Source organism: Caballeronia sp. LP006 (assembly GCF_031450995.1).
In the GTDB taxonomy this organism is placed as follows: Bacteria; Pseudomonadota; Gammaproteobacteria; order Burkholderiales; family Burkholderiaceae; genus Caballeronia.
The window spans coordinates 57,469-77,257 of record NZ_JARTVW010000004.1 but is presented as its reverse complement, the minus strand read 5'-3'; the positions used below and the strand labels follow the sequence as shown (position 1 = coordinate 77,257).

Genomic DNA, 19,789 nt, shown 5'->3' with positions numbered 1-19,789 from the left:
TTCTTGAAGGTCTACTGCTGCGGCGCGTTGCCGTTTGAATCCACGTCCTCGGCGAGCGTCTGCGCCGGCGCTTCACCAGAACTTGGCAGATCGCCGATGACGAGCCGCGGCACGATCGTGCGCGACTCGCGCGGACGCAGCGGCACGTTGGCAAGATCGGTCCACGAAGGGTTCGGAATCTCGCCGAAAATCTGCCGCAGGCGCTCGCCCCACGTGCGGTGGATCATCTGGTAATACGCGCTGTCGTTGTCGAGCGAGGCGAAACGCGTCACGCGCAACGCGTCTTTCTCGTAGACCAGCAAGTCGAGCGGCAAGCCCACCGAGAGATTCGAACGCAGCGTCGAATCCATGGAGATAAGCGCGCATTTCGCGACTTCGTCGAGATCCGTGGACGGCGTAATAACGCGGTCGATGATCGGCTTGCCGTATTTCGACTCGCCAATCTGAAAATAAGGCGAAACGCGCGTCGATTCTATGAAGTTACCCGCTGCATAAACCATGAAAAGGCGCGGCGGCTGACCGTGTATCTGACCGCCGAGAATGAAGCTGCAGTTGAAATCGACGCTGAATTCCGCGAGCGAAAGCGCGTCGCGCCGATGCACTTCGCGCACCGCGTCGCCGACGATGCGCGCGGCTTCCGCCATGGTGGCGACGCTATAAAGCGTGGGCGCGTCCGGGTCCGCGGGTTCGGCGAGCATATGCGTCACCGCTTGCGTGAGCGCGAGGTTACCGGCCGCAAGCAGCACGATCACCCGGTCTCCCGGCTGTTCGAAAACAGTCATTTTGCGGGCGGCGCTTACGTGGTCCACACCGGCATTCGTGCGCGTATCGGAAAGGAACACGAGGCCCTCGTCCACACACATACCCACGCAATAAGTCATGTCGATCAATCCTGAAGCCAAACAAAACGCTATTGTACTGACGCTGCCCGCGCATCGCATTCGCGCTGCGTTTTTTCGCTGAATCGCATAAATGCGGCAGCAAAGGCATTAAACTGATTAACGGCACTTATCCGCGCTGCTTGAGAGCGTCACCAGCGCGCACTTCCAGCACCTATATTCATGCACGATCTCACGGACGACCTCGATGAATTCGCAGCGGACACGCTGCTCGCAGGCCTCGCGCGTCCCATCGTGTTCGTCGACCTGGAAACCACCGGCAGCAATCCGACGGTGGATCGCATCACCGAAATCGGCGTCATAGAAGTGAGCAAGGCGGGCATCGAACGCTATAGCGTGCTCGTCGATCCGGGCATGCCGGTGCCCCCGTTCATCTCGCGTCTGACGGGCATCGAGGACAGCATGGTGCGCGGTCAGCCCACTTTCGAATCGCTCGCGCAGGCGCTTGCCGAGCGTCTCCAGGGCAAGCTTTTCGTCGCGCATAACGCGCGCTTCGACTACGGCTTCCTCAAGAACGAGTTCCGTCGCGCGGGCATTGCGTTTCGCGCGGATACGCTGTGCACGGTGCGCTTGTCGCGCTCGCTCTTTCCATCGGTCGAACGTCATGGGCTCGATGCGCTCATCGCGCGCTTCAATCTCGCGCCTGAAGGACGCCACCGCGCGCTCGCCGATGCCGACCTCCTCTGGCAGTTCTGGCAAAAGATTCACGCGCTCTATTCGCAAGAACTCGTCGATGCCGCCGTGAAAGCGCTCGTCAGGCGCGCGAGTCTGCCCGCCGCGTTGCCCGAGGGCGCGCTCGACGCGTTGCCTGCCACGCCCGGCGTCTATCTCTTCCACGGCGCGGACGACATTACGCTCTACGTCGGCAAGAGCGTGAATCTGAAGCAGCGTGTGAGCGCGCATTTCGCGGGGGATCATCGGTTGGCGAAGGATTTGTCGATATCGCAGGCCATCCGCAAAATCGAATACCGCGAGACCGTGGGCGAACTCGGCGCGCTGTTGCTCGAAGCGAAGCTCGTGAAGGACTTGCAGCCGCTGCATAACCGGCTGCTCAAGCGCGCGTCGGCGGCGTGCGCGTGGCAATGGCTGCCGGGCGCGCCTGCGCCCGTGCTGCTGCGCGCGAGCAAGCGCGATCTGTCGCGCGAGGCGCATCTCTTCGGCGTGTTCGAATCGCGCGCGAAGGCGCATGCGTATCTGCGCCATCTCGCCGATGAACATCGACTCTGCCACGCCACGCTCGGCCTGGAAAAAGCGGGACCGGCGCGCGGTTGCTTCGGCTATCAGGTGAAGCGCTGTCTCGGTTCATGCGCGGGCGCGGAGCCGTTCGCGGACCATGCGGCGCGTGCGCTCGAAGCGCTCGGCAATGCGCGCCTCGTGCGCTGGCCGCATGAAGGCGCCATCGCGATCAGCGAGCGCGATGCATCGACGAATCGCGAGGCGTGGCATGTCATCGATCGATGGTGCTATCTCGGCACATGCGCCGCGCGCGAGGAAATTGCATCGTTGCTTGCCAGCGCGCCGGAGATACGTCCGTTCGACCCGGATGTGTACGCGCTGATCGCGAAACGCCTGTCGTCCGGTCAGTTCGAATGGATCGCGTGCGATGCGCGACCTGCGTTCCGTCTCGTCGCGCAGATCGCGCAAATCGTGGCGGCGCCGATGAAGACGCCGGCGCCGACCCAAACGAAGACGAAGCGCATGAAGACGCGTTACGTCGAAGATCAATTCGCATTGAGTTTCTGACGCGAAGACAGCGCCCTAACGACACGGCGCGATCGAGCGCCCAACTCAAGCCAACCCGCCGTTCGCCCGCAATACTTGCGCGTTGACCCATCCCGCATCCTTGCCGACAAGAAACGCAACCACCGACGCGATATCTTCCGGCTGGCCGAGCCGCTCAAGCGGCGGCATCTTCGAAAAGTTCGCGATCTGTTCGTCGGTCTTGCCATCGAGAAAGAGCGAAGTCGCAACCGGCCCCGGCGCCACCGCATTCACGGTAATGCTTCGTCCGCGCAACTCCTTCGCGAAGACATGCGTGAACGCTTCGACGGCCGCTTTCGTGGCGTTGTAAATGGCGTATCCCGGCATGTTGAGCGCGAGCGTCGTGCTCGAAAAATTGACGATACGCCCGCCTTCGTTCAAACGCTTCGCCGCCTCGCGCAGCGTGTTGAACGTGCCGCGCACATTGATGTTGAAAGTTTGGTCGTAGAGCGCGTCGCTCGTGTCGGCGAGCGGCGTGGCCTTGAGCACGCCTGCGTTGTTGATGAGCGCATCGACGGGGCCGAGTTGCGCTTCGACCGCATCGAACATGCGTCGCACGTCGTCGGCGCTAGCCACGTCCGCCTTTACCGCGAGCGCGCGGCTTCCCGCGGCTTCCAGTTCCGCGACGAGCGCGTCCGCTTCCTTCGCGCTCGATGCATAGTTCACCGCTACCGCAAAACTTTCCTGCGCGAGACGTCTCGCAATCTGCGCGCCAATTCCGCGCGATGCGCCCGTGACGATGGCAACCTTGTTCGCGTGCGATTGATTCATGGTTTGCTCCTCATGTTCGTTAATCGATGAGCGCCATGATGGATCATTTCGTTTTCGCGATCATCGCTTGCGGATTAGTATCATCGTTCCAGTTGCCTCAACAATCTCAGACCTCGAACTTCAGCCGACATGGACCGCTTTCAGGAAATGCAGGTGTTCGTGCGCATTGCCGAGCGCCACAGCTTCACGCAAGCCGCCGACGACTTGCAGATGCCGCGCGCAACCGTCACCAATCTGATGAAGCGCCTGGAAGAACGGCTCGGTGCGCGCCTGCTCGAACGCACGACACGCACCGTGCGCCTCACGCCCGATGGCGACGCGCATTATCGCCGTTGCGTGCGGCTTATCGCGGACATGGAGGAAGCGGAAGGTTCGTTCAGGCATGCGGAGCCGAAGGGCTTGCTGCGCGTCAACCTGCAAGGAACGCTTGCACGCCATTTCATCGTGCCTGGGTTGCCGGCGTTTCTCGAACGCTATCCGCAGATCGAACTGCATGTAGGCGAAGACGACCGCTTCGTCGATCTCGTGCGTGAAGGCGTGGATTGCGTGTTGCGCGCGGGCACTCTGCAGGACTCGTCGATGATCGCAAAACGCGTCGCCACGCTCGAACAAGTGACGGTGGCGAGTCCCACTTATCTCGCGCGAATGGGCACGCCTGAAGATATCGATTCGCTTGCGGCGCATCGCGCGGTGAATTATGTATCGAGTGCAAGCGGGCGCAATGTTGCCCTTGAATTCGAAATGGCCGACGGCGTGCAAAGCATAGAGCTGCCGGGCGCGATTTCCGTTACCGGCGTCGAGCTATATACGCAAGCTGCGCTCGCGGGACTCGGTATTGTGCAAGTGCCGCGTTATCGCATAGAAAGCGAACTCGCCGATGGCAGGCTGCAATGCGTGTTACCTGATTTGATTGTTCCGCCCATGCCGGTATCGCTGCTTTATCCGCATGCGCGGCAGCTTTCAGCGCGCGTACGGGTTTTCGTGGACTGGTTGAGCGATATCTTTGCGAAAGCCGACGTTTGAAATCAAAGCACGAGAGGCCAACGTCCTCGATTAAAAGGAACGCTGGCCTCTCGATTCCCGATCACCGAAAATCAGGCAATCAGTTCAGGCTTTAAACCTTACGCTGCGGCATCCTTCAGCTTCTTCAACGCGCGCGCCTTGATGCGAACGCTTGCGGGCTTGGCCGGGAACCAGCGCTCCGTGCCCGTGAACGGGTCCTTGCCGAAGCGCTTCTTCTTCGCGGCAACGGTTTGCGCCGTGATCTTCAGAAGACCGGAGAGCGTGAACTCGCCTGCGCCCTTCTTATGGATGGACCCAAGGATGGTGTCTTCCAGCGCGACCAGCACGGCCTTGACCGCCTTCACATCCACGGCTGCACGCTCGGACAGATGCGTTGCAAGCGATGCCTTGGTGAAGGTGTCCTTGATCGGAGCCAGCGCGCCAGTGGTCTTCTTGGCGGCGACTGCCTTCTTGGCAACGACGGCCTTCTTGGCGGGTACTTTCTTCGCGGCAACCTTCGATGCTGCTTTCTTAGCCGGTACGGCGGTCTTTACCGTGGCCTTTTTGGCCGTGGCTTTCTTGGCAGCGGTTTTTGCGGAAGTCGGCATGTTTCTCCTACCTGTGTTTTTGGTCAGTGATATCGGAATACGTTCGCGGTAATGCGTTCGTATCAGGCCGGATTCTACATACGCCAAGCGAGTTCGTGCGAGTCTTTTGCGTTTTTATATCGTTTTTCCAGGGCTTTTTCGTGGCGTCGCGCTGACATGCGAGTCGACGATCGAGTGATGAGCATCGAATCGATGCTTATGCGTCGAGTTGAAAGGCTCATGAAGAGCCAGTCATGAACGATGCGCGATATGCGCAATGAGCGGATAGTGATCCGATGCAACCCGCGACAAGCGCGTGCGATGCACGTTCACGCTCATCAGACGTTCACCGGGATGCACCCAGATGCGATCAAGCGCGAAGAGCGGATAGCGCGTCGGAAACGTGCGCAGCGCACTCGCGCGATGGAAGTGCGTAACGAGCCGGCGCAAGGTGCGGCCATGAACGAACCATTCGTTCAGGTCGCCGAGAAGGATCACGGGCAAGGCAGGTGTATCGAATTTTTGCAGCACTTGTTCGACCTGCATGCGACGTTCGCTCGATGCAAGCCCGAGATGCGTCGCGACCACGCGCCACACTTCACCGCCACAGTCGATGTCGGCATCGAGCGCGCCACGCGGTTCGCGGCTTCTGAACGAAAGATCGAGCGTGCGCACGGCCTGCACCGGATAGCGCGTGAGGACCGCATTGCCATAACGGCGCGCGGGTGTATCGAGCGTCGGGCCCGCGACCGCGTGCAGACCCGTCATGCGCTGCAGCACTTCGAGTACATCGGGCGATGCACTGCCGCCGAGCGGCACTTCCTGCAGCGCGAAGATATCGGCATCGATTTCGTTGAGCACTTCGCCGATACGCTCCGGCGCGAAACGTCCGTCGATGCCAACCGCACCATGCAGGTTGTAAGTCGCGATACGCAATTCTCTCGCGCGCGCCGCGTGCTTCGATTGATTGCCGATATCCATTCCCGCTTCGTGCATCATCGTCATGGGTTGACCTCGTCATGGCGTGCGGGCGCGCCGTTGCTTGCGGCATGGCCGGTTTCGCGCGGCATCGCACCGCTTTCGCGCAGACGGCTCGCGCGTTGCGCCTCGTCGCTGGCGCGCGGTTTGTCGGCATCGCTCGGTGCGCCTTCGTGGACTTTTTCTTCTTCGCCACTTCCGAGGAAGCGTTGCAATAGCAGCGACACGCCGAGTAACGCCGCGCCAATGCCGATCAGCACCGCGAACGAGCCGACCGTCGGATGCCGGAACGACGCCACCAGTTGATGCGCGAACGCCACTGTCAGAACGATGCCCGGTCCCATGCCGAGCGCCGTGCCGATCATGAAGTCGCGCATGCGGATATGCGAGGCGCCCGCCACGAGATTGACGATGGCAAACGGCGCCACCGGCAGTAACCGCAACACGACGACCGCTACGATGCCGCGCTTCGCCACGCGTTCGGATAGCCGGTTCACGCGCGCGCCCGCGACCTTGCGCACGGCATCGCGCCCAAGCCAGTTGCCGAGCGAATAGGTGATCGCCGCCGCTGCCAGCGTGCCGGCGAACGCATAGACGCCGCCCCAAAGACCGCCGAACACGATGCCCGTCGTCGCGATCAGTAACGTCACCGGCACCGAGAGCACGGCGGCCGCCACGTAGCACAAAATGATCAACAGCGGCGCGAACGGCAGTGCTTCGATGTGGCGTGTGGCGTTGGTCAACGACTTCAGATTGGCGTAGTCGCCAAGCGGCGTCCAGTGCCAAAGCGCGGCCACGCCGACCACCATCAGCACGAGCACGCCGAGAAGCGCGAAGCGGCCGATCAGCGGACGCGTCCTTTCCTTGGGCAGGAATTGTTCGACGAGCTGATCGGCGGCGATAGGCGTTTCAGGGTCGATCAGCGCATCGGGCGGAATGAGCTGATCCAGTTCCGCCGATACTTCCGGGTCGAGCGCAATCAACGTGCGATGTTCATCGCGATTGCGTTGCAACGCTTCGATCGCGGCATTGAGGCCGCCACGTGCATCGCGCTCGCGCACGACATCCGCGACTTCGCAACCGAGATGTTCCGCGAGCAGCGTATCGCGCATCTTCGCAATCGCGCGGCGAATGCGCTGATCGGCGCCGGCGTCGATGGATACGTTGCATTCGCTGTCGAGCACCATCGAGCGATTGTTCAGATTCGCGGAGCCGACGATCAACAATTCGTCATCGACGATCATCAGTTTGCTGTGCACGTTGACGATCTGCTCGCCGAGATTGGGCACTTCTGGGCTCAGCAGACGATATCGCCCATGCCGGTCCGCGCTTTTCAAGAGCGTGTTGAGCCGCGCGCGCAACACGCCCATCGTCACCTCCTGCAGCCAGCCGCTCTGATTGCGCGGCACCACGATAGCCACGTCCGGCCCGTCCTCGCGCGCGAGCGTCTCCGAGAGCGCCGCGCCTACGGAACCCGACGTGAAGTACTGGTTCTCGATATAGATCGAGCGGCGCGCCCTCGCGATGGCATCGAGATATTGCGTGCGAATCTGCTGCACGGGCTGACGTCCGCCGTAAGCAGGCTCGGTGAGCGAGATGGCGATTCGCACATCGTCGATATCGACCGCGCGCGCGGGCGGCCACGGATCGCTGTCGGCGGCCGCGCGATGTGCGCGTATCGCAAGCCGTCTGCCGCACGCGCGCGCCCAGCGTTCGCGCGCCAGGATACCCATTTCGCGCGCGGCATCGCCATCGAACATGGTGTGGACATCGTGGAAAGGCTGATACGGCGTACCGTTCGCATCGCGGCGCAGCGCATCGTCGGGTGCATGCGCGGTCGTGTCCCAGCGCGAACGCGTGAGATCGAGACCGCCGACGAACGCGAGCTTATCGTCGATCACGACGACCTTCTGATGTTGCGATCCGCCCATCGGATGCTTGCCGTCCATCTGAAACGCGATACGCCGATGCGTGCGCCAGCCCATCTTGTAGACCGGCAGCCATTCGCGTTCGAACGCATACAGCATGGCGAAATCCCACGCGAGGATGTAGATGCGCAAACGGCGCTTGTTCGCCGCGATCTCATGCAGGAAGTCGCCGAGCGCAGCTGGGAAACCATCGTCCGCACCTTCCGGCGTGAGCTGCATGCGGCTGTCGATATCCCAACCGAGGATGAACACGGTGCGCTCCGCGCGCGTGATCGCTTCGCGCAGCACGCGAAAATAATCCGCACCGTCTATCAGCAGGCTGAAGCGATCCGCATGGCGCACGTTCGCGCAATTGCGGTCCGGCTCGAAGAAAGGGGCATCGACGTGCGTCATGCGTTATGCAGCTTCGTCAGACGTCGTGCGTTCGTGGGTGCGACTCATGCCGGTTTCTCCGTGATGGTTTCGCTCGCCGCGCCAGATTCAAGCGCGGCATTGACATCGAGTCTAAGTTTGCAAGTGCCGTGCCCGCGATGCCGCCGCGTTCGGTGCTACGCTTGGCGCGCATCCTTCAAACGAACGAGCGCCATGACCGACTACAAGCCCGAAGCCGAAGTCGAAGCAGACTCGCCACGCGGACTCATTCCGCTCGCCGTAGCCGCGGTCATCGTCGGGGCGGCGAGTGGCGCACTCGGTGCGTTATTCCGCTTTTCGCTCGAACGCGCCGATGCGCTGCGCTACGCGCTCGTTGCATGGGCGCATTCGGGGCATGGCGCGGCAAGCATTGTCGTGGTACTTGCGGCGGCTTTCGCCGCTGCGTTGGCGGCATGGCTCGTCGCGCGCTTCTCGCCCGAGGCAAGCGGCAGCGGCATTCCCCATGTCGAGGCAGTCTTGCATGGCAAGGCGCCGCCCGCTTCGCTCATCCTCATCCCGGTCAAGTTCGTGGGCGGCGTGCTCGCCATCGGTGCAGGACTCGCGCTCGGACGCGAAGGACCGACGGTGCAAATGGGCGCGAGCATCGCGCATCGCATCGGCACCTTGCTTGGACGCAGCGCAACCGATCGCGGCGTCTTGCTCGCGGCCGGCGCGGGCGCGGGGCTCGCCACCGCCTTCAATGCGCCCATCGCGGGCGCGGTGTTCGTGCTCGAAGAACTGATGCGCCGCTTCGATACGCGCACCGCCGTGGCCGCGCTCGGCGCATCGGCAAGTGCGATTGCCATGGCGCGTCTCATGCACGGCGATCTGCCCGACTTCCATCTGCCCGCGCAGCCGTTTCCAGGCTTCGGCATGACGGCCGCGCATCTCGTGCTCGGCGTGGCGCTCGGCCTGTTGGGCACCGCTTATTCACGCACGATTCTCTGGACACTCGACGCATCCGACTGGCTCACGCGTCATCCGTTGATTGCATCGCCGACGCGCAGAGCCTTCGCGCGCGCGGCTGTCATTGGCGCGGCGGTCGGTTTGCTCGCGTGGTTCGCGCCGGATCTCGCGGGCGGCGGCGATGTCCTCACGCAACGAACGCTGGTGGGCGCGGGCAGCATCGCGGGCGTCACGGCCATTCTTGCGCTGCGCTTCGTGCTCGGCTCGGTATCGTATGCGGCCGGCACGCCGGGCGGTCTCTTCGCGCCCATGCTCGTGCTCGGCGCGCAGACGGGTTTCGTGTTCGGCCGCATCTGCTTCGACTGGTTCCCCGGCATGTCCGCATCCACCGGCGATATCGGCACCTTCGCGGCGGTCGGCATGGCCGCGTTCTTCGCGGCAGTCGTGCGTTCGCCGATGACGGGTATCGTGCTCGTCACCGAAATGACCGCGAGCTTCACGCTGCTCCTGCCGATGCTCACCGCGTGCTTCACCGCCATGCTCGTGCCCATGCTGCTGCGCTGTCCGCCGATATACGATTCGCTCGGCGAGCGCGCGGCAAAACGGCGTTAGCCTCGTGAAAGCGCACGGCGGCAGTCTCAGCGCATACGTGCGCATTGCGGTAGTCTCGACGATCCCCCTTCCGCGATGCATGCGGCAGGACAGACCGACAACCGAATGAGGACACGCAACAATGGAATATCGACATCTAGGCGCTTCGGGCTTCAAGGTTCCCGTGCTGAGTTTCGGCACGGGCACGTTCGGCGGCAAGGGCGAGTTCTTTCAGGCCTGGGGCGAAACCGACGTCAGCGAAGCGCAGCGGCTCGTCGACATTTGCTTCGACGCGGGCGTGACCATGTTCGACACCGCCGACATCTATTCGGGCGGCTCGTCGGAAGCCATCCTCGGCGAAGCGCTCAAGGGCCGGCGCGACAAAGTCATCGTCTCGACCAAGGCGACCTTTCGCTTCGATAAAGACGAGCCGAACAACGTGGGCTCGTCGCGCTTCCATCTCATCCATGCCGTGAACGATGCGTTGAAGCGCTTGCAGACGGACTACATCGACATCTTCCAGCTACATGGTTTCGATGCGAAAACGCCCGTCGAGGAAACGCTCTCCACGCTCGACGATCTCGTGCGCGCGGGCAAGATCCGCTATACCGGTGTGTCGAATTTCTCGGGCTGGCATCTGCAGAAGTCGCTGGATGTCGCGGACCGTTACGGCTATCCGCGCTATGTCGCCAATCAGACCTACTACTCGCTGATCGGGCGCGACTACGAATGGGAACTGATGCCGCTCGGTATCGATCAAGGCGTGGGCGCGGTGGTGTGGAGTCCGCTCGGCTGGGGGCGTCTCACGGGCAAGATCAGGCGCGGTCAGCCGCTGCCCGCGTCGAGCCGTCTGCATAAGACCGCCGACATGGGGCCGCCGGTGCCGGAAGAACATCTGTATCGCGTGATCGACGCGCTCGACGCCATCGCCGAGGAAACCGGCAAGACCATTCCTCAAATCGCGCTGAACTGGCTGCTGCAAAGACCGACGGTGGCGACCGTACTGGTCGGCGCGCGCAACGAAGAACAGTTGCGGCAGAACCTCGGTGCGGTCGGCTGGAACCTCACGGCGGAACAGCTGAAGAAACTCGACGAAGCGAGCACGGTGAAGCCGCCGTATCCGTACTGGCATCAGCAAGGATTTGCGGAGCGCAATCCGTTTCCTGTCTGATAGCTCTCATTGAAGGCGCTCGTACCGTACCGGAAAGCCTCTGACGTTTTGTACCGGTACTGTACTGCCGTCTTTCCCTACACTTGGTGCAATAGATTTTTTGTTTGCGGACTGCACCATGCCAATCGACTTCCTGAACGCCTTGCCCGCCGCTGCCCTCTTCGTGATGGTGACGAGCATCACGCCCGGTCCCAACAACACCATGCTGCTCGCGTCGGGCGTCAACTTCGGCCTGAAGCGCACGGTTCCGCATGTACTCGGCATCAGTGCGGGCGTCGCGCTCCTGATGCTTGCAGTGGGGCTCGGGCTTGCGCAAGCCTTCGAGCGGCTGCCGTGGCTCTATACGGTGCTCGAAACCGCAAGCGTGGTCTATCTGCTGTATCTGGCGTGGAAGATCGGAACGTCGTCGTCCGTGCAGATGCGCGACGGCGAGCGCCGCCCCATGCGCTTTTACGAAGCCGTCGCGTTCCAATGGGTCAATCCCAAAGCGTGGATGATGGTCCTCACCGCCGCGACGACCATCCATCTGCATTCGAGTCTCTCGCTCAATGCCGGGCTGATGGCGCTCCTGTTCGTCGTGATCGGCATGCCGTGCATCGTGGCGTGGGCGGCTTTCGGCATGTCGCTGCGGCGCTTTCTTTCAAGACCGCGCTGGTTGCGCGCGTTCAACATCACCATGGCCGTGCTGCTCGTGTGTTCGTTGTATCCCATCGTCGCGCATTTCTTCGCCTGAGATTTGCTTTTCCAGCGCGGCGCTAAACATCCGATGATCTTTTAATTGCCTCTTTGCCGCGCCGCCGGACCGGTGCATACTGGTCCGACGCGCCGGCCGCGCAATTCTTGCCGTCCCCCTTGCAAGTTTGGGACTGCGTCTTTTACCGGTGGTCGACATCGGTCGACATCGACCCATTGCCGTTTCGAGCGATCGCGCATTCACCCTTAAGCGATTCGTTAAGGCGGCTCTTGCCGGCGTGCACGTGCCTCGACTGGCACCGTTCACTCGCGCCACTTCCCGGCGCGGCTTCGAAATCCGTTCAAGGAGTCATGCCATGTCTGGAGCCAACCGCCCATCCGGTCCCGCCACGCGTAAATCTCTCGACCTGGCCGATCAGATCGAGCGCGACGAAATGGAGAACAACCTGCCGGATGCGCTAAACGAAGTCGACGACGAAGACGATCTCCAAGACGAAGCCGATTCCAATCGCGCGCCAGGCAGCTAGAGCGCATCGACATTTCACATATGGAAGCGCGTTACTCGACGCCGCGAGCAGTGCTCGCGGCGTTGTTGCATTTAAATGCAGACATGGTCTTAGGCACATTGGTTGCTCAGGTCCTCGTGCCGCGTCGAACATTGAACAAAAGCGCGGCATGAACCGATGAGCGATGGCGGCGACGATGTCAGTCCGCATGCGAATCAAAAACCAACCAATCGTGTCCCCGTGGGAGGCTTCATGCTCCGTTACGCTGTCATTTTTTTCATCATTGCGCTCATCGCGGCCTTCTTCGGCTTCGGCGGGATCGCAACGGGCGCGGCGGAAATCGCCAAGATCCTGTTCTTCATCTTTATCGTGATCTTCCTCGCTACGCTCTTGCTCGGCGTGTTCAGGCGATGACGAAAGCGTGAGCCCAAACGAAAACGCGCGGATCTTCGGACCGCGCGTTTTTGTTTCCGGCTTTGCTTTTTGCACCAGTCAACCGATGATCACGCGATTGCGTCCATCGCGCTTCGCACGATAGAGCGCGAGATCGGCCGATTCGACCAGTTGTTTCGAAGCGTTTTCATCGATCACGTCCTGCGTCGCGCCGCCGACACTCACGGTCACGAAGTCCGTGGCCGATCCCGCATGCGGCACTTGCAACGCCTCGACCGCGATGCGAATCTTCTCGCCGAGCAGCCGCAAACCCGGCGCCGATGTCGATGGCAACACCACCGCGAATTCCTCGCCACCGAAGCGCGCGGCCAGATCGGCCGGACGATTCAGACTGGTTTCGATGGCATGCGCGATGAGCTTCAACACATCGTCGCCGGCGACGTGTCCGTAGGTATCGTTATACGACTTGAAGTTGTCGACATCGATCATGAGAAAGCCGACCGATGCGCGATCGCGCGCCGCACGACGCCATTCGGCATCGAGATAATCGTCGAGTCTTCGACGATTCGAGAGTCCCGTGAGACCGTCCGAATGCGTGAGGCGCTGCAATTCCAGATTCGTTTCCAGGAGCTTTTGCTGCGACTGTCGCAACGCGCGATACGCTTCGTCGCGCTGCAGCAGGTTCTGATATGAACGCGAGTGATATCGCACGCGCGCCACCAGTTCGATGGTATCGGGCAGCTTCACGAGATAGTCGTTCGCGCCCGCCGCGAACGCCGCGCTCTTGATACGCGGCTCTTCTTTCGTCGAAAGCACGATGATGGGAATGTCGCGCGTAGCCGGATGTTCGCGGTACTGGCGCACGAGCGTAAGTCCATCGACGCCGGGCATCACGAGATCCTGCAGAATCACCGTCGGCCGCGTTTCGCGCGCGACGGCAAGCGCGCTCGCGGGATCGGCGCAATAGTGCAGATCGACATTCGGTTCGTCGGCGAGCGCGCGGCGCAGTGCCTCGGCGATGATCGCCTGATCGTCCACGAGCAGCACCATCACCGGCAAATCGGCGGCAGGCGGCGCATTGAGCGCCACCGCGAGCAGTTCGGATACGGCGCGTTCATGGGCCAGCGAGCGCGCGCTCGCCTGCTCGATGCTCTGAGCCGCGGCGGCCGTTGCGCGCTTCACGCGTTCGGCGAGCGGATCGGGATGAGGGAGCTTCATAAACGTGTCCTCGGAAATGTCGTTATACGCGCTTCTTTTTCTTTGTCGAAAGCTTGCGCGAGTGCGCCCGCAATGCGCGGCAGCGGCAGGATCGCGACGGCGGCATCGAGCGCGGCGGCCGCTTTCGGCATGCCGTAGACGGCGGACGTTGCTTCGTCCTGCGCGATCGTGTGATAACCCTTGGCGCGCATCGCCTTGAGACCGATGGCGCCGTCGCGTCCCATGCCTGTCAAGAGTACGCCGACCGCGCGTCCGGTCCAGCGTTCGACCACGCTCTGAAAGAACACATCGACGGATGGCCGGTACGGCAACGCTTCGGGATGCGCGGTGTAGCCGAGATGCGTGGCATCCGTGAAATGCAGATGATCGTTGGTCGCCGCGAGCAGCACGACGCCGGGCGCGGGCACGTCGCCTTCGCGCGCGATACGCACCGGCAGCGCGGATTGACCGCTTAACCAGTCCGCCATGCCTTCGGCGAAGGCGCGGTCCACATGCTGCACGATAACGGTCGCGGCGGAGAAATCTTCAGGCAATGCGCCGAGCAATGTCGCGAGCGCCGCCGGGCCGCCCGCCGATGCGCCGATTGCAAGCAGCCGCGATTGGCTCTTGGGCGTGGCCGTCATGGCCATCGAAGGCGCGATACGTGCGCCGATCTGATCGATCTTCGCGATGAGCGCCGCTGCACCGCGCCGCGCATCGGCACCGGCGAGCGCGGGGGTATCGACGGCATCGAGCGCGCCCGCGCCCATCGCCTCATACACGCGCCACGTATTCGCGCCGATATCCACCGTGACGACGAGAATGGCGCACGGCGACTTCGCCATGATGTGACGCGTGGCCGCCACGCCATCCATGTTCGGCATGACGAGATCCATGAGCACGACATCCGGCGTCTGCGAAGCGCACAGGTCGACAGCCTGCCGGCCGTCGCTTGCAACCCACAGAATCTCGAGGTCGGGGCGAATGGCAAGCGCGCGCCGCAACGCTTCGACCGCGAGCTGCATGTCGTTGACGATACCGATCTTCATCGCGCGCGCTCCGTGGTCATGGCTTCGCCTCGCCGATGAGATCGCGCACCGCGTCGAGCAGCGCCTGATCGTGAAAACTGCCCTTGGCGAGATAGTAGTCCGCGCCCGCATCGAGACCGCGCTGGCGATCTTCCGCCCGGTCCTTGTACGACACGATCATCACGGGCGTGCGCGCAAGTTGCGCGTCGCGTTTGATGAGCGTCACGAGCTCGATGCCGTCGAGACGCGGCATGTCGATATCCGTGATGACGAGATCGAAGTGCTCGCCGCGCACCGCGTTCCAGCCGTCCATGCCGTCCACCGCGATGGCGACGTCGTAGCCGCGTGATGCAAGCAGCTTGCGTTCGAGCTCACGCACGGTGAGTGAATCGTCGACCACGAGCACACGTTTCGCGCTTGCTGTCGTCGTGTGTGACGTGCTTCTATCGACACGGCCGAGTTCGCCGCCCGCGACGAGCTTTTCGACGGAGCGCAGCCAGTCGTCGAGATCGGCGATGAGCAGCGGGTCGCCGTTTTCCATCAACGCGCCCGCCGCGATGTTGCGCACCTTGCCGAGCCGTTTGTCGAGCGGTTGCACGACGAGCATGCGTTCGCCGAGAAAGCGGTCCACGACAATGCCGTAACTCGACGCGCCCTGCCCGATCACGACGACATCGAGCGCGTCGTTCGCGGCTTCGAAGCTCGGCGTCTGCAAGATTTGATGCGCCGTCACAAGACCCAGCCGCTTGCCGTCGAAGGCGAAATGCTGCTGACCTTCGAGCGTATCGATAGCGTTCACCGGCAGCACGAGCGTGCGCACGACATGCGCAAGCGGCAAGCCATAGGGTTCGCCCGCGACTTCGACGATCAGGCTGCGAATGACCGACAGCGTGATCGGCAACTGCAGCACGAAGCGCGTGCCGGCGTGGGCATCCTGCGTCACGCGCAGACTGCCGCGCACTTGCCTCACGACGTCTTGCACGGCGTCGAGCCCGACGCCACGGCCGGATACATCGGTGACGGCGTCGCGCATGGTGAAGCCTGGCAGAAAGAGGAATTCGAGCAGTTCCGCCTCGGAAAGTCGCGCGGCCGTGTCTTCGCTTGCAAGGCGTTTGTGCACGACGGTGCGGCGCAATGCATCGAGGTCGATACCGCCGCCATCGTCGGATACGCTGATGAAAAGCGCGCCCGCGCTATGCCGTGCCTCGAGCGTGATAGTGCCGATTTCCGGCTTGCCGAGCGCGCGTCTCAGCGATGGCGCTTCGATGCCGTGATCGACCGCATTGCGCAGCAAATGGCCGAGCGGCGCGTCGAGCAAATCGAGGATATCGCGGTCCACTTGCGTGGTTTCGCCGGCGATCACGAGGCGTACTTCCTTGCCGAGCGAGCGTGCCACGTCGCGGACCATGCGCGCAAAGCCGCCGGTTGCATCGACGAAAGGACGCATGCGGCAAGCGAGCGCTTCGTCGTAAATCTGTTGCGCGAGATGCGTCGAGCGGCGGTCGTAGTTTTCGAGTTCGGCGAGCCGCTCGCTCAGTTGCCGATGCGCTTCGTTCGTCAGGCGCCGGGCTTCGTCGAGCGCGGCCTGTGCGCGCGCGTCGAGTGGCGCGCTGTCGGCGAAGGTGTCGTGCAGGCGTTCGAGCGCGCGGCTCGCGTCATGCTGAATGCGCTTCACGCGCAGCATCGATTGCGAGAAAGGCTTGAGCCAGCGCGATTCGACGAGCGTCTCGCCGGAGTGACTCAACAGGCGGTCGAGAGTTTCGGCGCGCACGCGAAGCATGCGGGCTTCGGTTGGACGGGATGCTTCTTGCGACGCTCGTGAACGATGCGTTTCGGCGCTTGCGCGCAGCGTGTGGGCTTCGTCAGAACGCGATGTGAGATTCGATTCATCCCTTGCGTGAAGCGCGTGAGCTTCGTTCGAGCGCATTGCGGAATGCGTATGATGCGGTGTGTGCGAACGAGGCCCATCGTTTGCACGATCGCGCGACGAAACATCATAAGTTGCGCCTAGGCGAAGCCTGTCCGTCTCATCCGCCGTGGACGTTGCCAACGCCAACTCGTGTAACCCATCCGAATCACCCACCAAACGCGCATTCAACCCCTCGACAAACGCATTCACCTCGCATTCCAGCGTCGTCTGCGCGTCGATTTCTTCCGCCTGACCGATCCGCACGATCATATCCACGCCGCACAAGAGCATGTCGATATAGACCGCATCGAGCGTCACGCGCGCTTCCTGCGCCGCGACGAAGCAGTCCTCCATGACATGCGCGAGCGTCACGCCGACCGGCACACCGACGATGCGCGCCGCGCCCTTAAGCGAATGCGCCGCGCGCATGCACGCTTCGAGCGTGACCGGATCGTTCGGCGCGCGTTCCAGCGCGATGAGGCCATCGGAAAGAATCTGCGCCTGCGCGCGCGCTTCCTCCTGAAACAGGTCGAGCAGCGAGCGGCGTCCGGGATCGGCACTCGTCATCCGAGACTCCCGTCGAGACTGTCGATGAGACGTTCGGCATCGAGCAAGCCGACGGTCGTATCCTTGAACGGCGCAAGCGCCTGCGTATGCGACGCATGACGTTGCGCGAGCGTCGCGGGCACCGGCTGCAAACGCGCGGCCGAAAAGCGATGCACGCCATCGACGGCATCGACGGGAAAAGCGAGCGGTCCTTCGTCATCCGCGTGCGCGTCATCCCGATGCCGTTGAACGACGAGCAGACGGCCGAGTTCGCGTGCATCGACAACTTGCGATTTCGAAACCGCTTTCGCCACGCTTTCCTCAATACCGAAGAGACGCGCCAGCGACACGCATACCAGCAAACGTCCACGCACGTTCACGACGCCGAGCACCGCGCGGTTACGCCGATGCGGCAACGTATGCACCGGCCGAAGTTGCGCGACCTGCGCACAACACGCGGTCGGCAAGCCGAGCCATTCGCCGCCGATGCGAAACACGAGATACGAAACGGCATCGGCTGCGTCGCGCTTTCCTTTTGCGTCGCCCTTGAAGCGCTCGACGACCGAAACCGCATCGACACGATCGAGCACGCGCGCCGCCGCCGACTCATGGACCGGGCAATTACGGCAATGCACGTACCGTTCGAGCTTCGGACACGAGCCGTCGCCGCGCACGCCGATGCGGTTCCAGCAGTCGTCGATGACATCGGTAATGAGCGGCGTGCGGGCGTTCATCGCGCGCTCTCGGCGCTGCGTTCGGCGCGAGCCAGCATGATGCGCGCGCGGTCCGTGTCGCCATCGAGTTGAAGCAGCGCGGCAAGATGCGTGAGCGCTTCGCGATGCGTCGGATCGAGATAAAGCGCGCGGCGATAATGCGCGCGCGATTCGTCGTGCGCGTTGCGGGCATCGGCGATCACGCCGAGCAGATAGTACGCATCCGCGCTTGCCGGGTGCTTGTGCAACCACCCGCGCGCGATGGATTCGGCTTCGATCAGCGAACCGGCATCGGCGAGAGCGTGGGCTTGCGCGAGCGTTGGCGTTGGCGTTGGCGTCGAGGCCGGCGCCGGATTGACGCTCACCGGTGTCGAGGTTCGATGCAACGCCATCGCAGGCGCTGCAAACGCCATCGGCTTCGACACGGAACCCTTCGACGAGTCCACACGCGTAGCGCCTCGCGCCCATGCAGGCATGACGAATTCGCCGGATGCCGCAGGCTTTATCGGAGGAGCGGCAGTCACGATCTCGCGCTCGGGCCTTCTGAACGCGAAAGCCAGCGGAATGTTCGCGGGACTCATGCCTTCGCGCATCAGGAGACCCGTTTCAGCAGGTCCGATGAAGAGCATGCCGCCGTCGGCCAGCAAGCTGTCGAGCACGCGCAACGCGGCGCTCTGCGTCTCGCGATCGAAGTAGATCAGCACGTTGCGGCACAGAATGAAGTCGAAGCGTTCGAACATGCGCGCATCGAGTTGAAACAGATTGGCTTGCGTGAAGCGCACACAGCGCGCCATGCGCTCGTCGAGCTGCCAGCCGTCTTCGGTCGCGCGAAAATGCCGGTCACGAAAACCCAGCGCGCGGCCACGAAACGCATTGCGTCCATAGTGCGCGCGGCGCGCATGCGACAACGCGCGTTCGCTTACGTCGATAGCCTCGATGACGAAGCGGTCCGCCGCGATGCCTGCATCGCTCAAGGCCATCGCCACCGAATAGGCTTCCTCGCCCGTCGAGCAGGGCAGGCTCAGCACGCGCACGGAGTTCGAAGGGCGCTCCGACAGACGAATGCGCGCAAGCCGCGCGAGCGCCGTATAGACCTCGGGATCGCGAAAGAACCACGTTTCCGGCACGACGACCGCTTCGATCAGTTCCTGCATCAGCGCGGGATCGTTCGATACGGCGTGGTAGTAGTCGTCGAGCGTCACCGCGCGCGATGCATCGAAGCGCTCGCGCACCGCGCGCATTACCGCGTTCGTGCCGATAGACTCGGCGTCGAGCCCGATCGTCCGATGCAGCAGCTCGGTAAAGCGGCGCGTGTTGTCTTCGTTCATGATGTGCTCTCGGCAAAGAGCAACGCCTGCACGTCGAGCGGCAACAAATGTTCCATGCGCACCCATTGCAGCAGGCCCGCTTCATCGCGCGCGACGGGACCGAGATAGCGTGCGTGCGGCGTGTCGATGCCCGCATCGGCGAACGCGGCGGTATCGAGCGTGACGGTGCGGGTTGCCTGTTCGAGCACGAGACCCAGTCGATGCGTCGTCGAATCGTGCGCGCCGCCGCGCCGGTAAGCGACGAGCGCGAGCCGCGTCGACAAGCGTTCGCGCGACGCGCGCCCGAGCGCCAGCGCCGCGACATCGATCACGGGCACGGGTGCGTCTTCGTAATCGAACAGGCCCGCAACCCACTCCGGCGCGCCGGGCAGCGCCTTCAACGGCGCGAGCGGCAACATGCGCTCGATCTGCGCGCTGTCGAGCAGATAGCGATCGGAGCCGAGCGTGAACTGGACGAAGAGCATGGCGCGC

18 protein-coding genes are annotated in these 19,789 nt (G+C 62.9%); 7 read left to right on the top strand and 11 right to left on the bottom strand.

Features of this window, described 5'->3' with window-relative positions:
- Positions 1-11 precede the first annotated feature (11 nt).
- Complete coding sequence (locus P9250_RS10505) at positions 12-881, bottom strand: proteasome-type protease (protein ID WP_244828698.1); 870 nt, start codon at positions 879-881, stop codon at positions 12-14.
- 180 nt (positions 882-1,061) lie between these two features.
- Between P9250_RS10505 and P9250_RS10500 the strand changes: the two genes are divergently transcribed.
- Positions 1,062-2,642: an exonuclease domain-containing protein gene (locus P9250_RS10500; RefSeq protein WP_310392875.1), complete on the top strand. Its 1,581-nt coding sequence runs from the start codon at positions 1,062-1,064 to the stop codon at positions 2,640-2,642.
- Between the two features lie 45 nt (positions 2,643-2,687).
- On the opposite strand, the gene P9250_RS10495 is transcribed toward P9250_RS10500, so the two are convergent.
- On the bottom strand, positions 2,688-3,431 hold the full coding sequence (locus P9250_RS10495; RefSeq protein WP_310392873.1) for an SDR family oxidoreductase: 744 nt from the start codon (positions 3,429-3,431) through the stop codon (positions 2,688-2,690).
- A gap of 129 nt (positions 3,432-3,560) precedes the next feature.
- Between P9250_RS10495 and P9250_RS10490 the strand changes: the two genes are divergently transcribed.
- A complete protein-coding gene (locus P9250_RS10490; protein ID WP_250466591.1) occupies positions 3,561-4,454 on the top strand; it encodes a LysR family transcriptional regulator in 894 nt (297 codons plus the stop codon).
- A 98-nt stretch (positions 4,455-4,552) separates the two neighbouring features.
- On the opposite strand, the gene P9250_RS10485 is transcribed toward P9250_RS10490, so the two are convergent.
- From P9250_RS10485 to P9250_RS10475, 3 genes are all read right to left on the bottom strand, one after another.
- Entirely contained in the window at positions 4,553-5,041 is a 489-nt protein-coding gene (locus P9250_RS10485) for an HU family DNA-binding protein (protein ID WP_310392871.1), read from the bottom strand.
- Positions 5,042-5,272: 231 nt separating this feature from the next.
- Positions 5,273-6,025 (bottom strand): endonuclease/exonuclease/phosphatase family protein, encoded by a 753-nt coding sequence (locus tag P9250_RS10480; RefSeq protein WP_250509863.1) that lies wholly within the window; start codon positions 6,023-6,025, stop codon positions 5,273-5,275.
- On the bottom strand, positions 6,022-8,319 hold the full coding sequence (locus tag P9250_RS10475; RefSeq protein WP_310392868.1) for a VTT domain-containing protein: 2,298 nt from the start codon (positions 8,317-8,319) through the stop codon (positions 6,022-6,024). The genes P9250_RS10480 and P9250_RS10475 overlap by 4 nt, the downstream gene beginning before the upstream one ends.
- Before the next feature lie 192 nt (positions 8,320-8,511).
- On the opposite strand from P9250_RS10475, the gene clcA reads away from it, so the two are divergent.
- The 5 genes from clcA (at position 8,512) to P9250_RS10450 (ending at position 12,618) form a co-directional block, all read left to right on the top strand.
- Positions 8,512-9,855 (top strand): H(+)/Cl(-) exchange transporter ClcA, encoded by a 1,344-nt coding sequence (gene clcA / locus P9250_RS10470; RefSeq protein WP_310392866.1) that lies wholly within the window; start codon positions 8,512-8,514, stop codon positions 9,853-9,855.
- Between the two features lie 121 nt (positions 9,856-9,976).
- Positions 9,977-11,005, top strand: coding sequence for an aldo/keto reductase (locus P9250_RS10465; RefSeq protein WP_310392864.1), 1,029 nt, complete (start codon positions 9,977-9,979; stop codon positions 11,003-11,005).
- A 118-nt stretch (positions 11,006-11,123) separates the two neighbouring features.
- A complete protein-coding gene (locus P9250_RS10460) occupies positions 11,124-11,738 on the top strand; it encodes a LysE family translocator (RefSeq protein ID WP_250466581.1) in 615 nt (204 codons plus the stop codon).
- Between the two features lie 316 nt (positions 11,739-12,054).
- Positions 12,055-12,225, top strand: coding sequence for a hypothetical protein (locus P9250_RS10455; RefSeq protein WP_244828708.1), 171 nt, complete (start codon positions 12,055-12,057; stop codon positions 12,223-12,225).
- 231 nt (positions 12,226-12,456) lie between these two features.
- Positions 12,457-12,618 carry a DUF1328 domain-containing protein gene (locus P9250_RS10450; protein ID WP_035967564.1) on the top strand — a complete coding sequence of 54 codons (162 nt, stop codon included), beginning with the start codon at positions 12,457-12,459 and terminating at the stop codon, positions 12,616-12,618.
- 78 nt (positions 12,619-12,696) lie between these two features.
- Here P9250_RS10450 and P9250_RS10445 read toward each other — a convergent pair whose 3' ends face one another.
- From P9250_RS10445 to P9250_RS10420, 6 genes are read right to left on the bottom strand one after another with little or no spacing between them, the layout of a single operon-like run.
- Positions 12,697-13,815, bottom strand: a complete 1,119-nt coding sequence (locus P9250_RS10445) for a diguanylate cyclase (protein WP_284503312.1) — start codon at positions 13,813-13,815, stop codon at positions 12,697-12,699.
- Positions 13,812-14,843 (bottom strand): chemotaxis response regulator protein-glutamate methylesterase, encoded by a 1,032-nt coding sequence (locus tag P9250_RS10440; RefSeq protein WP_310392861.1) that lies wholly within the window; start codon positions 14,841-14,843, stop codon positions 13,812-13,814. Before P9250_RS10440 ends, P9250_RS10445 begins: the two co-directional genes overlap by 4 nt.
- Before the next feature lie 16 nt (positions 14,844-14,859).
- Positions 14,860-17,298 (bottom strand): hybrid sensor histidine kinase/response regulator, encoded by a 2,439-nt coding sequence (locus P9250_RS10435; protein WP_310392859.1) that lies wholly within the window; start codon positions 17,296-17,298, stop codon positions 14,860-14,862.
- Positions 17,295-18,011, bottom strand: a complete 717-nt coding sequence (locus P9250_RS10430) for a chemotaxis protein CheW (protein ID WP_250509858.1) — start codon at positions 18,009-18,011, stop codon at positions 17,295-17,297. Before P9250_RS10430 ends, P9250_RS10435 begins: the two co-directional genes overlap by 4 nt.
- Positions 18,008-19,318: a CheR family methyltransferase gene (locus P9250_RS10425; protein ID WP_310392856.1), complete on the bottom strand. Its 1,311-nt coding sequence runs from the start codon at positions 19,316-19,318 to the stop codon at positions 18,008-18,010. Before P9250_RS10425 ends, P9250_RS10430 begins: the two co-directional genes overlap by 4 nt.
- A complete protein-coding gene (locus P9250_RS10420) occupies positions 19,315-19,782 on the bottom strand; it encodes a chemotaxis protein CheW (protein WP_250466574.1) in 468 nt (155 codons plus the stop codon). Before P9250_RS10420 ends, P9250_RS10425 begins: the two co-directional genes overlap by 4 nt.
- Positions 19,783-19,789: the final 7 nt, after the last annotated feature.

What these genes read in the sequence shown, in the direction of transcription:
- P9250_RS10505 (WP_244828698.1), bottom strand. Translation starts at nt 881, where the DNA reads ATGACTTATTGCGTGGGTATGTGTGTGGACGAGGGCCTCGTGTTCCTT.
- P9250_RS10500 (WP_310392875.1), top strand. Translation starts at nt 1,062, where the DNA reads ATGCACGATCTCACGGACGACCTCGATGAATTCGCAGCGGACACGCTG.
- P9250_RS10495 (WP_310392873.1), bottom strand. Translation starts at nt 3,431, where the DNA reads ATGAATCAATCGCACGCGAACAAGGTTGCCATCGTCACGGGCGCATCG.
- P9250_RS10490 (WP_250466591.1), top strand. Translation starts at nt 3,561, where the DNA reads ATGGACCGCTTTCAGGAAATGCAGGTGTTCGTGCGCATTGCCGAGCGC.
- P9250_RS10485 (WP_310392871.1), bottom strand. Translation starts at nt 5,041, where the DNA reads ATGCCGACTTCCGCAAAAACCGCTGCCAAGAAAGCCACGGCCAAAAAG.
- P9250_RS10480 (WP_250509863.1), bottom strand. Translation starts at nt 6,025, where the DNA reads ATGACGATGATGCACGAAGCGGGAATGGATATCGGCAATCAATCGAAG.
- P9250_RS10475 (WP_310392868.1), bottom strand. Translation starts at nt 8,319, where the DNA reads ATGACGCACGTCGATGCCCCTTTCTTCGAGCCGGACCGCAATTGCGCG.
- clcA (WP_310392866.1), top strand. Translation starts at nt 8,512, where the DNA reads ATGACCGACTACAAGCCCGAAGCCGAAGTCGAAGCAGACTCGCCACGC.
- P9250_RS10465 (WP_310392864.1), top strand. Translation starts at nt 9,977, where the DNA reads ATGGAATATCGACATCTAGGCGCTTCGGGCTTCAAGGTTCCCGTGCTG.
- P9250_RS10460 (WP_250466581.1), top strand. Translation starts at nt 11,124, where the DNA reads ATGCCAATCGACTTCCTGAACGCCTTGCCCGCCGCTGCCCTCTTCGTG.
- P9250_RS10455 (WP_244828708.1), top strand. Translation starts at nt 12,055, where the DNA reads ATGTCTGGAGCCAACCGCCCATCCGGTCCCGCCACGCGTAAATCTCTC.
- P9250_RS10450 (WP_035967564.1), top strand. Translation starts at nt 12,457, where the DNA reads ATGCTCCGTTACGCTGTCATTTTTTTCATCATTGCGCTCATCGCGGCC.
- P9250_RS10445 (WP_284503312.1), bottom strand. Translation starts at nt 13,815, where the DNA reads ATGAAGCTCCCTCATCCCGATCCGCTCGCCGAACGCGTGAAGCGCGCA.
- P9250_RS10440 (WP_310392861.1), bottom strand. Translation starts at nt 14,843, where the DNA reads ATGAAGATCGGTATCGTCAACGACATGCAGCTCGCGGTCGAAGCGTTG.
- P9250_RS10435 (WP_310392859.1), bottom strand. Translation starts at nt 17,298, where the DNA reads ATGACGAGTGCCGATCCCGGACGCCGCTCGCTGCTCGACCTGTTTCAG.
- P9250_RS10430 (WP_250509858.1), bottom strand. Translation starts at nt 18,011, where the DNA reads ATGAACGCCCGCACGCCGCTCATTACCGATGTCATCGACGACTGCTGG.
- P9250_RS10425 (WP_310392856.1), bottom strand. Translation starts at nt 19,318, where the DNA reads ATGAACGAAGACAACACGCGCCGCTTTACCGAGCTGCTGCATCGGACG.
- P9250_RS10420 (WP_250466574.1), bottom strand. Translation starts at nt 19,782, where the DNA reads ATGCTCTTCGTCCAGTTCACGCTCGGCTCCGATCGCTATCTGCTCGAC.